General features: G+C 59.3%; 8 protein-coding genes, 1 tRNA gene and 1 pseudogene. 5 read left to right on the forward strand and 5 right to left on the reverse strand.

Features of this window, described 5'->3' with window-relative positions:
• Nucleotides 1-53 precede the first annotated feature (53 nt).
• The 3 genes from QZL71_RS05390 (at nt 54) to QZL71_RS05400 (ending at nt 4,480) form a co-directional block, all read left to right on the forward strand.
• The gene (locus QZL71_RS05390; protein WP_294648189.1) at nt 54-2,072 is read left to right on the forward strand and encodes a fructose-1,6-bisphosphatase; all 2,019 of its coding nucleotides are present in this window, start codon (nt 54-56) and stop codon (nt 2,070-2,072) included.
• 269 nt (nt 2,073-2,341) lie between these two features.
• Nucleotides 2,342-3,625, forward strand: a complete 1,284-nt coding sequence (locus QZL71_RS05395; RefSeq protein ID WP_242702968.1) for a UDP-N-acetylglucosamine 1-carboxyvinyltransferase — start codon at nt 2,342-2,344, stop codon at nt 3,623-3,625.
• A gap of 66 nt (nt 3,626-3,691) precedes the next feature.
• Nucleotides 3,692-4,480 (forward strand): MBL fold metallo-hydrolase, encoded by a 789-nt coding sequence (locus tag QZL71_RS05400; RefSeq protein WP_294648152.1) that lies wholly within the window; start codon nt 3,692-3,694, stop codon nt 4,478-4,480.
• A gap of 38 nt (nt 4,481-4,518) precedes the next feature.
• On the opposite strand, the gene QZL71_RS05405 is transcribed toward QZL71_RS05400, so the two are convergent.
• The 5 genes from QZL71_RS05405 to QZL71_RS05425 all read right to left on the reverse strand — a co-directional run bounded on the left by QZL71_RS05405 (nt 4,519) and on the right by QZL71_RS05425 (nt 8,585).
• The gene (locus QZL71_RS05405) at nt 4,519-5,496 is read right to left on the reverse strand and encodes an ATP-binding protein (protein ID WP_154260476.1); all 978 of its coding nucleotides are present in this window, start codon (nt 5,494-5,496) and stop codon (nt 4,519-4,521) included.
• A gap of 9 nt (nt 5,497-5,505) precedes the next feature.
• Nucleotides 5,506-6,420: a DnaD domain-containing protein gene (locus tag QZL71_RS05410; RefSeq protein ID WP_294648155.1), complete on the reverse strand. Its 915-nt coding sequence runs from the start codon at nt 6,418-6,420 to the stop codon at nt 5,506-5,508.
• A 3-nt stretch (nt 6,421-6,423) separates the two neighbouring features.
• A complete protein-coding gene (locus tag QZL71_RS05415) occupies nt 6,424-6,801 on the reverse strand; it encodes a hypothetical protein (protein ID WP_294648158.1) in 378 nt (125 codons plus the stop codon).
• An 81-nt stretch (nt 6,802-6,882) separates the two neighbouring features.
• Nucleotides 6,883-6,958, reverse strand: a tRNA-Gly gene (locus QZL71_RS05420).
• 55 nt (nt 6,959-7,013) lie between these two features.
• The gene (locus QZL71_RS05425) at nt 7,014-8,585 is read right to left on the reverse strand and encodes a peptide ABC transporter substrate-binding protein (protein WP_294648160.1); all 1,572 of its coding nucleotides are present in this window, start codon (nt 8,583-8,585) and stop codon (nt 7,014-7,016) included.
• Nucleotides 8,586-8,839: 254 nt separating this feature from the next.
• Between QZL71_RS05425 and murD the strand changes: the two genes are divergently transcribed.
• Both murD and QZL71_RS05435 read left to right on the forward strand, forming a co-directional pair.
• Nucleotides 8,840-10,243 (forward strand): UDP-N-acetylmuramoyl-L-alanine--D-glutamate ligase, encoded by a 1,404-nt coding sequence (gene murD / locus QZL71_RS05430; RefSeq protein ID WP_005945808.1) that lies wholly within the window; start codon nt 8,840-8,842, stop codon nt 10,241-10,243.
• A 62-nt stretch (nt 10,244-10,305) separates the two neighbouring features.
• Nucleotides 10,306-10,742 (forward strand): annotated as a pseudogene (locus QZL71_RS05435) (N-acetyltransferase); the annotation flags it as partial.

Below are 10,742 nucleotides of genomic sequence, written 5' to 3' on the forward strand. Positions count from 1 at the left end.
AGCAACATCTTTGCAAGGTCCGTGTGGCGGACTGCGGCGGAGAGAACGTTGTGATGGAGGAGACCATGCGCACCGAAACCGATGAGATCCGCGATAATCTCAAGTACCTGACCCTGCTCTCGCGGGATTATCCTTCGCAGGCGGCGGCAGCCAGCGAGATCATCAGCACGCAGGCACTGCTCAAGCTGCCCAAGGGTACCGAGCACTTCATGAGCGACCTGCACGGCGAGAATGAAGCTTTTGTGCATATTCTGAATTCCGCTTCCGGTGTCATTCGCGAAAAAGTGGATCAGGTGCTGGGCGATACCGTGCCGAAGCATACCCGCGCCGAGCTTGCAACGCTGATCTATTACCCCAACGAAAAGCTGCCCCAGCTCAAGGCACGCTGTACCAGTGAGGAAGCGCTGGATCAGTGGTACACCGAAACGCTGCTGAGTCTCATTGATATCTGCCGTCTGGTGTCCTCCAAGCATACCCGCGACCATGTGCGCAGATGCCTGCCTGCCAGCTGCGGCTACATTCTGGACGAGCTGCTCCACGCCCATTTTGAGGATCACGACAAGGATCTGTACTACGGCCAGATCGTGGGCAGCATCATTGAAAATGGCCGTGCCGACCACTTTATCGTGCGGCTGTGCGAGCTGATCAAGCATCTGGCAGTGGACAAGCTGCACATCGTGGGCGACCTGTTCGACCGCGGCCCACGCCCGGATATCATCCTCGATCTGCTCATGCGCCACCACAATGTGGATATCCAGTGGGGCAACCACGATGTAGTATGGATGGGTGCCGCTGCGGGCAGCCCCATCTGCATCTGCACGGTGCTCAAGACCACGCTGGCTTATCATAACCACGGAATGCTGGAGGACTGCTACGGCATCAACCTGCGCCATCTGCAGCGCATGGCCGAGCAGTTCTACGGCAATGATGATCTTTCCATCTGGATGCCTCATACCGATGCGGCCCGCGGCCCCTACACCAGGGGAATGCTGCACCGCTGTGCCGTGATGCACAAGGCCATCAGCATTCTGATGTTCAAGCTGGAGTGCCATGTCATCGACCGCAACCCGGACTTCCAGATGCAGGAGCGAGATTATCTGCGCCGCATCGACTGGGAAAAGCACACGGTAAAGATCGGCGAAAAGGAGTATCCGCTGCGGGATACCTCGTTCCCCACGGTGGACCCCGCCGACCCGGCCGCACTGCACCCGGATGAACAGCTGGTGCTGCGCAAGCTGGTGCAGTCCTTCCGCCAGAGCGAAAAACTGCAGCAGCATGTTGAATTTCTCTATGCAAAGGGCAGCGTGTACCACATTGAGAACGGCAACCTGCTCTACCATGGCGCTGTGCCCATGACCAGCCGCGGCACCTTTGCCATGGAGCGCTTTGAGGGCCGCTACTACTCCGGCCGCGCACTGATGGACTACTGCGATGCCCGCGCCCGCCGGGGCTACTATGCACCGGAAGGCAGCGCTGCCCGCCAGAGCGGACAGGATTTTTTGTGGTATCTGTGGTGCGGCAAGCTTTCGCCGCTGTTTGGCCGCAGTGCCATGACCACCTTTGAGCGGCTCTATGTAGAGGACGCTTCCACCCACACCGAGGTGAAGGACCCCTATTATACATGGTATAACGATGAGGCCGTCTGCCGCCGCATTCTGGCCGAGTTTGGCCTGCCCGGTGCCAGTCACATCGTCAACGGCCACGTGCCGGTGCGGGAAAAGAACGGCGAAAGCCCCATCAAGGGCGGCGGACGGCTGGTGGTGATCGACGGCGGTTTCTGCCGTGCCTACCACGAAAAGACCGGCATTGCGGGCTACACGCTGGTGTATTCCAGCCGCACCATGTCCCTGCGCACCCATCAGCCCTTTGAAAGTGCCGAGAAAGCGGTGAAGGATAATCTGGATATCATTTCCCAGAAAAACATTCTGGAAACCGAAAATCATCGCATTCTCGTGGAGGACACCGACGAGGGCGAGGTGCTGCGGGAGCGTGTGCACGACCTCAAGCAGCTGGTGGCTACCTACCAGCTGGGCTGGATCACTGAGACTCGGTGCGAAGACCACATCTGGTAAAGAAAGCGCAACAGCAATGTATCTGATTTTTGTAAAATACCTGAAAAAGAAATCAAAATTTTGGAATATCCTGCGCGAAAATGGGCAAAACAGAAAATAATAAAACAACACCAAGTGGGGCTTTGCTTTTTTGTGAAAGTTGTGTATAATAAGATAGCTGTACGTGTACGGCCTTATGGCCCATGCACATCAGGCAGCTTTTATGGAAAATGCTTTCAGGAACCTTAACAGGCCTGCGGCTGCGGGCCTCCGACAAGGAGATCATAAAATTGGAGAAATTTGTTATTACGGGCGGCAAGCCCCTGCACGGCGAAGTTACCATTTCGGGTGCCAAAAATGCGGCGGTGGGCGTCCTGCCTGCAACCATTCTGGCAGCGGATGTCTGTGTGATCGAGAATCTGCCGGATATCAGTGATGTGGCGGTGAGCCTGAAGATCCTCAGCGTTCTGGGCGCACAGATCAAAATGATCAACCGCAACACCTACGAGATCGACACCACCCATCTGACCGGCACCAACGTCCCGGACGACCTGTCCCGCCAGATGCGCGCCAGCTACTACTTTCTGGGCGCACTGCTGTCCCGTTTTGGCAAGGCTCAGGTGGCCATGCCCGGCGGCTGCAACCTCGGCCCCCGCCCCATTGACCAGCACCTGAAGGTGTTCAGTGCTCTGGGCGCAGAGGACAGCGTGGACTACGGCATGATCAGCGTGCGCGCCAAGGAGATGAACGGTGCACACATCTTCTTTGATAAGGTCAGCGTGGGCGCTACCATGAACGGTATGCTCTCCGCTGTAATGGCCAAGGGCCAGACCATTCTGGAAAACTGTGCCAAGGAACCCCATGTGGTGGATCTGGCAAACTTCCTGAATATGTGCGGTGCGAACATCCGCGGCGCAGGCACCGATGTGATCAAGGTGCGCGGCGTGGAAAAGATGCACGGCTGCACCTACAGCATCATCCCGGATCAGATCGAGGCTGGCAGCTACATGGTGGCTGCTGCTGCCACCGGCGGCGATGTTCTGGTGAAGAACGTCACCCCCAAGCATCTGGAACCCATTACCGAAAAGCTGCGCCGTGCAGGCGTGGAGGTGGAAGAATTTGACGATGCTGTGCGTGTGCGCCGCACCGGCGATATTCTGCCGCTGAAGATCAACACGATGCCGCATCCCGGCTTTCCCACCGACATGCAGCCCCTGATGGGCGTGCTGCTGAGCGTGGCCAAGGGCACCAGCACCGTGACCGAGAGCGTGTGGGACAACCGCTTCCGCTATGTGGACGAGCTGCGCAAGATGGGTGCCAACGTGCAGGTGGACGGTCAGGTGGCTGTGTTTGAGGGCGTGGATAAGCTCACCCCTGCACCGCTGCGCGCACTGGATCTGCGTGCAGGCGCTGCCATGGTGGTGGCTGCGCTGATGGCAGACGGCACCAGTGAGATCGAGGAGATCGGCCACATCGAGCGCGGCTACGAGAATATCGTGGAAAAGCTGCGCGGTCTGGGTGCAGACATCAGCAAGGTGGAGCGTATGCCCGCTGCACTGGATCAGGCACTGTAACTTATAAAAAGCAAACAGCCTGCTGCATATGCGGCGGGCTGTTTTTGAGTGTATCAGAGGTTTTTCATGGCAGAATTCATCTCGTTATATTCGGGTTCCTCCGGCAACAGCAGTGTGGTGTGCTGCGGGCAGCGGTATCTCATTGTGGATATGGGCAAGGGCGTGCGCACTACCTCGGCGGCGCTCAAGGCGCTGGGCCTTGCCGTCAGTGACTGCGACGGCATCCTTGTCACCCACGAGCACAGCGACCATGTGAAGGGGCTTTCCACCTTCCTCAAAAAGAACACGCTGCCGGTGTACGGTGCAGCGGCAACGCTGGATTTTCTGGACAGCAACGGCATTGTACCGGCCAGCTGTGAGCTGCACGAGCTGGAAGGCAGGGAAGAGGACGTGGGTGCGTTTGGTGTGCAGAGCTTTCCCACCAGCCACGATGTGCCCTGTGTGGGCTACCGCATCCACACCCCGGACGGCAAGACCATGACCATTGCAACCGACCTTGGCGTGCTCACGCCGCCGGTGCACGAGGCGCTTTCCGGCTGCGACCTTGTGGCACTGGAGAGCAACTACGACCTGCACATGCTGCGCAGCGGGCCGTATCCCTATTACTTACGGGCACGCATTGAAAGCACCCGGGGCCACCTTTCCAACGACGAGTGCTCGGCAAAGCTGCTGGAACTCATTCAGGAAGGGTGCAAAAAGTTTGCGCTGTGCCATCTTTCGCAGGAGAACAACACGCCTGCGCTTGCCCTGCAGACCGTGTTCAACACGCTGGGCGCGGCGGGCGTTGTGCCGGAGAAGGACTGCATCGTGCAGGCACAGCGCCGCAACGAAATGAGTCCGGTATTAGAGTTTTAAATAAAACAAACGGCAATGCATTTGCATTGCCGTTTGTTTTATTCAGCTGCTTTCTGTGTGCGGATGTCATCGCCTGCAAAAAGGCAGGGGACAAAGGCAGAAAGGCGGCTGGAAATTTTTTCGGTATACAGCTTTTCCAGCAGAGCACCGTCAGTGATGTTGGTGGTGACGATGGTGGGCAGCTTTGCACCCAGCCGGTTGTTGAGCAGACTGTACAGGCTGCTGATGAGGAAGGCGGAGTTGAACTCCGAGCCAAGATCATCCAGAATGAGCAGGTCGGCCCCGGCAGCGGTCTGCATCAGCGTTTCCTCCTCGCCTGCCGGGTCTGCACCAAAGTGCAGCCCTTCCAGCTTGGAGAAAAAGTCCGGGCTGGAAACATAGATCACATCGTAGCCCTTTTCCAGCACGATGCCCGCAATGGCAAGGGCCGCATGGGTCTTGCCAAGGCCCGCATTGCCAAACAGCATCAGGCTCTCGCTGTGGTGGTCAAACTCTTCCGCGTAGCTGCGCAGGTCTGCCAGCATATCGGCCATGTAAGGGCGGATGGCACCGCCCACCTTTTCATCGGCACGATTCGGGTAATAGCGCAGCTCCATGGTGTCAAAGCTTGCAATGGACAGGCTGGACAGCGCCTCGATCTCCTTGCGGCGCAGCTGCTGCATCACCTTGTGCACGCACTCACAGGTGCGGCCATTCACGCTGCCGGTGTCCTGACATTTGGGGCAGACAAAGCGCGGCTCCAGTGCATCAGCGGGCCGTCCGCTTTGTGCCAGCAGGGCGGTCAGCTTCTGCTTTGCATCGGCAAGGGCGGCGGCAGCTTCGGTGCGGTCCTTGCCCGCAGCACCGGCCAGTGCGCAGCGGATGCCCCGCACCCGCACCTCTTCTTCTGCATGGCGCAGGGCGGGAATGGCGGCTTCGGCTTCGGCGCGGGCATCCTCGGCTCTGGCTCTGGCCACCTGCCGCCGGGCGGCCACGGTGCGCATGGCTTCCTGATACAGTTCGTTTTTGGTACGCATGGCTCCTCCTTATTCCGGCTTCTTTTTCAACGGACGGCGGCGGGCAGCGTTCTTGAGGAAATCGTTGCCGCTGGGGGCTTCGCGGTCTACCCGGAGGTTCCGGCTTGCGCCTGCAGCAGCCACCGGGCTGCGCACATCGTGCACGGTGCGCAGGCCCTTGGCGTTCCATGTTTTGAGGATACTGTTCCAGTACCACAGGTCGCGCTTGGACCCGGCCTGCACGGCAGCTTCCTGCACCATGGCATCGTCGTAGCCGTAAACCTCGTACCAGCGTGCGATGGCCTTGCGCCCGCCAAGGGTCAGCTCGCTTTCTGGGATGTTCAGAAGGCCGCTGACATACTGCTCGCGGCTCTGGCGCAGTGCCAGCAGTTTGAGGTGGGCATCGGCCTGCTCACCGGTCTCCACGCCCTCGGTGCGCCACACTTTCAGCTCATGCACTACGGCGGCCATGGTGCTGCGGCCGGTGCTGGCAACGTAGGCGGTGCACAGCATCACGGTCTCCGGCGCAAAGCCCTCCTGCATATAAAGGTTGACCAGCTTTTCCATCTCCCTGTGGGTCAGTGGACGGGCAAAGCCGGTCTGTGCGCAGTCGATCAGGCTGGAGATCATGGGGTCGGTGCGGCTGGCCGCAGCGATCTCGGCCCAGGTCATGGGTGCGGGGGCGCTGGGTTCCTCGCCCGGTGCAGCGTTCTCTTCGTACCGCTCCAGCAGGCCAGCGCCTGCCCAGAAGGAGAGGGCGCTCTCGGCGCTGATGCGGCTGCGCAACTTGAGGTCGGCACAGATCTTGTCCGGGTCGGTGATGCCGGTCGCCAGCACATACAGAGCCACGCGCACATTGTATTCTTCGGCGATGCCCAGTTTGGAAAACACCAGCTGCGGCACTGCAATGGTATCGCCCTTGAGTTCTTTTAAACGATAGATCATGTTTTATTCCTTCGGCTTGTCCGGCTCGGCTTCGGCAGCAGGCGGCTCCCACGGGTCACTGTCCATCATGCTGGGACAGTTTTTCCAGCGGTCAGGATCGGCATTGAACGCGTCCTGCAAAAAAGCGGCTGTGGCCTCCCGGCCCTCGTCGGTGAGCGGAAACACCTTATGCACCCGCAGGGCAGGGTCGGTCTTTTCAATGGTCCAGGGGTCCGGCCAGTAGTCCACGGTGAGGATGCTTTCCTCTTTTGTGGCACCCTCGCCGCCGTCCGGGTCCGGCACGGTGCGCTTGCCGGGGATCATCCGGTATCGCAGACCGTATTCGTTGCCGCTGTAGGAATTTTTGCATTTGAAGTAATGCAGCAGGGGAACAAAGATCATGGCAGAGTCCTTTCGTATTTTGCAGGGAGCGGCTGTAAGCAAAAACGGCAAACCGATATTCCACGGTTTGCCGTTTGTTTTTGGAGCAGGGTACGGGACCCGAACCCGCCGCCTGCTGCTTGGGAAGCAGCCGCTCTACCGGATGAGCTAACCCTGCAAGTTGCTCATTTATTGTAGCAAAGAGGGACGGGATTGTCAAGGGCCGGAGAATGTCAGTTTTTCTGGGCATCGGTCAGGTCCAGCACCGGCGTGAAGGGGTCGAACACAAGGCCGGTGATGCCGTCCGCCACCAGTAGACGCCTGTTCTGGCCCAGCAGCGGCACCACGGCGCAGCCTTCCAGCAGCTGGCGCTCACAATCGGCCAGCAGGGCACAGCGGGCGCTGCCGGTCTGCTGGGCACTCTCGGCCAGACGCTGAGAGTAGATGGGGTCGGACCAGCCGGTCAGGCCGCCGCCCTCGGCCGTGAACTGCTGCAGCATCTGGTATACGCTGCCGCCTTCGGCGCGGATGGGAGCCAGCGCAATGGTGTAGCTGCCCGCTGCAAGGCGTTTGTCGAACTCCTCCTGCGGAACCTCTTCCACTGAGAAGAAAAGGGAGCAGTCCTTCTGCCATGCGCCGTTGATCTGCTCGGCCAGTTCGGTCAGGCCGGCTTCCTTCGGCAGCAGGATGGTCACGCCGGAAAAATCCGAGCTGGCCATGCCCTGCCGTGCATTCAGGTACAATGTACGGGGGTCGGTGATGGTGGGCAGCGGGTTCCCGGCAGACTTGCGGTAATCGATGCCGTCCACGGAAAGGCCGGTGGGCACAAGACCCTCGGCAGCGGTGTACAGACCGGAAGAGGGCACATCCACATTCTCCCGGGCGATGCCGGCAAGCGCCTGCCGCAGTTCCTGATCGGCAAACACAGAATCTTCGGCGCTGTTGAACAGCAGTGCCCAGGTGGTGTCGGAGTAATCCACCGACTGCAGCGAGGTATCCTCGCCGGTGTCGTCCAGCGCGGCGGAGCATTTTTCGTCTGCAATGAGCTGGGCGGCGCTCTTGCCGGTGCTGCCGGTGTTCTGCACCAGACGCAGGCTGCCGATCATGGGGGAGGAGACATCCCGGCGCAGGAACAGGCCGCTGGCCGTCCAGTTGTAAAGATAGAAGCTGCCGCTGGAAAGGGTGGTCTTGGCGGTCAGGCCGTAGGTGCCGCGGGTGCTCTCAAAAAATGCTTCATCGCAGGGCATGGCACCGGGCAGGGTGAGCTTGGCAAGGAAGTTGTCGTCCTTTTCACTCAGGCGGAACACCAGCGTCAGCGGGCCGGCGGCCGAAACGCCCAGCGTGCTGGCATCGGCTGTGCCAGCCAGCACGGCAGCACTGTTCTCAAGGGCGGCAAACTCCACGGCATAAGGGGAATTTGTCTGCGGCTGGAATATGCGCCGGAATGCAAACACAAAGTCTTCGGCAGTGATGGTGTGATCCGTGGAAGCGCCCTTAACGGCCTTGTAGGTCAGGCCGTCCTTGATCTGGAAGGTGTAGGTCTTGCCATCGGAGGAGACCGTCCAGCTCTCGGACAGATCGGGCACGATCTCGCCATCCGCTTTTTTGCGGACAAGCCCGCTGTAAAGGTTCTCGCAGGCGATCACGTCCGGGGCAGCAGAAGCTACCTGCGGGTCAAGGTTTGCGGGAATGGTATCCACGAACCATGTAAAGCTTGGCGCACTGGAACTGCTGCCGCAGCCGGTGAGCGCAAGCAGGAACGCAGCAGCAAGCACTGCTGCGGTAATACGGAAGAACTGTTTCAAGGGGATGACCTCATTCTATGGTATTTGCGAAAAAGGCTTTTTGTATACAAAAAGCACTCTGCTTCGACAAGTGTAGCAGAAACAGCGGCAAAATACAATTGCAGAATTGTGAATTTACCTTGCTTTTTGGGGCAAAAAGGGCGTTTTTCCGTTGCCAATTGCGGCTAAATGGACTATAATGGTACAGCGAAACATCTCTGCACCCGTTTTGAGGTGCGTTCTGAATACGATATTATGGAGGAGGAACTGTTTTTATGCAGAAGGATCAGCAGAAACTGATTGAACTCATCAAAGGCAAAAAAGTGGCCTTCATTGGTGCCGGTGTCAGCCACAAGACCCTGATCAAGGAGTTTGTGGAGCTGGGTGCCCATGTGACCCTGTGCGACCAGAAAAAGAGCGTGGAGGACTTTGGCGATTACGCTGCAACCATCAAGGAGCTGGGCATCGACCTGAGCCTGGGCGAAAACTATCTGGATGGCTTCAAGGGTCAGGATATCATCATGCGCACCCCGGGCTTTGTGGGCTACTTTGAAAAGCCCCTGCAGGATGCCATGGCCGCAGGCACCATGGTCACCAGTGAGGTGGAGTTGTTCTTCGACTTCTGCCCCTGCGAGATCGTAGCCGTGACCGGCTCCGACGGCAAGACCACCACCACCACCCTGATCTCCAAGTTCTACGAGGCCGCAGGCCGCAAGGTGCATCTGGGCGGCAACATCGGCGCAGCTCTGCTGCCCATGCTGCCCGAGGTGGCTCCCGAGGATGTGGCTGTGGTGGAGCTTTCCAGCTTCCAGCTCATCAGCATGCATTCCAGCCCCAACATTGCCGTGGTGACCAATGTCACCCCCAACCATCTGGACCATCACAAGGACATGCAGGAGTACATTGATGCCAAGCGCAACATCCTGCTGTACCAGAAGCAGCCCTGCCGCGCTGTGCTGGGCTATGAGAATGAGATCAGCCGTTCCATGCAGTCCGACTGCAAGGGCAAGCAGGTGTGGTTCACCCGCCTGCACGATACCGACAACGGTGCCTTCCTGCGCAAGGAGGACAACATGCTCTGCATGGCCGAGGATGGCGTTGTGACCCCCTTCCTGGCCCAGAAGGACGTGAAGCTGCGCGGCCTGCACAACATTGAAAACCTGCTGGCTGCTGCCGCTGCCGTGTGGGGCGAGGTGCCCGTGGAAGCCATCCAGAAGGTGGGCAGCACCTTTACCGGTGTGGAGCACCGCATTGAGCCGGTGCGCACGCTGGACGGCGTGCTGTACTACAACGACTCCATCGGCACCAGCCCGACGCGCACCATTGCCGGTCTGCGCAGCTTTAACCAGAAGGTCATTCTGATCGCTGGCGGCTACGACAAGCACATTCCCTATGAGCCGCTGGCACCGGAAGTGGTGGCCCACGTGAAGAACCTTGTGCTGATGGGTGCCACCGGCCCCCGCATCGAAAAGGCTGTGCGCGAGGACCCGAACTTCAACGAAGCAGAGCTGCCCATCCAGCATGCCGACAACATGCAGCACGCTGTGGAGCTGGCCCGTGCCTGCGCAAAGCCCGGTGACATCATCATCCTGTCCCCGGCCAGCGCATCGTTTGACCTGTACCCCAACTTTGAGGTGCGCGGCCGCGAGTTCAAGAAGATCGTCAACGAGCTGAAGTGATCGCGCAGGTCAGCACAAAAGCCCACCGCGCCCGCTTTTTAAATGCCTGCCGGGGGAAATGGGTGCTGGGGGCGACCCTGCCGCTGGATCTTGCCCTTTTTAGCAAAAGCCAGCCGTGGCGATTCTACGCAGGACCTACACTGGCGCTGGAACTCAGCGGCAGCACCGCATGGGCAGCAGGGCACGCAAACCCGGAAGAGCTGGCCAGCTTTCTGGCTTTCTGCGGGTGTGAGAGCATCATTTTAGACGAAAACGAATGCCCACCGCCTGCCGGGTGGTGCAAAGCTGAAACGCTGACTGTATTCGGCCTTGCACCCGGCAAGGCTCTGCCGCTGCCCGCTGCAGACGAGACGCTTTGGGCCGGACTGACCCTTGACAGAGAACCCTCTGCCATGGATGTGGCACGGGCGCTCTACCCGGCGGATACGGCAAAGCAGGAGGACTTTTACTCCGAGCTTTGCACAAAGCGCACCCGCGGCAAAGCCCTTGTGTGGGCGCT

The organism is uncultured Faecalibacterium sp., assembly GCF_900066275.1.
GTDB lineage: Bacteria > Bacillota > Clostridia > Oscillospirales > Ruminococcaceae > Faecalibacterium > Faecalibacterium taiwanense.

What these genes read in the sequence shown, in the direction of transcription:
- QZL71_RS05390 (WP_294648189.1), top strand. Translation starts at nt 54, where the DNA reads ATGGAGGAGACCATGCGCACCGAAACCGATGAGATCCGCGATAATCTC.
- QZL71_RS05400 (WP_294648152.1), top strand. Translation starts at nt 3,692, where the DNA reads ATGGCAGAATTCATCTCGTTATATTCGGGTTCCTCCGGCAACAGCAGT.
- QZL71_RS05405 (WP_154260476.1), bottom strand. Translation starts at nt 5,496, where the DNA reads ATGCGTACCAAAAACGAACTGTATCAGGAAGCCATGCGCACCGTGGCC.
- QZL71_RS05410 (WP_294648155.1), bottom strand. Translation starts at nt 6,420, where the DNA reads ATGATCTATCGTTTAAAAGAACTCAAGGGCGATACCATTGCAGTGCCG.
- QZL71_RS05415 (WP_294648158.1), bottom strand. Translation starts at nt 6,801, where the DNA reads ATGATCTTTGTTCCCCTGCTGCATTACTTCAAATGCAAAAATTCCTAC.
- murD (WP_005945808.1), top strand. Translation starts at nt 8,840, where the DNA reads ATGCAGAAGGATCAGCAGAAACTGATTGAACTCATCAAAGGCAAAAAA.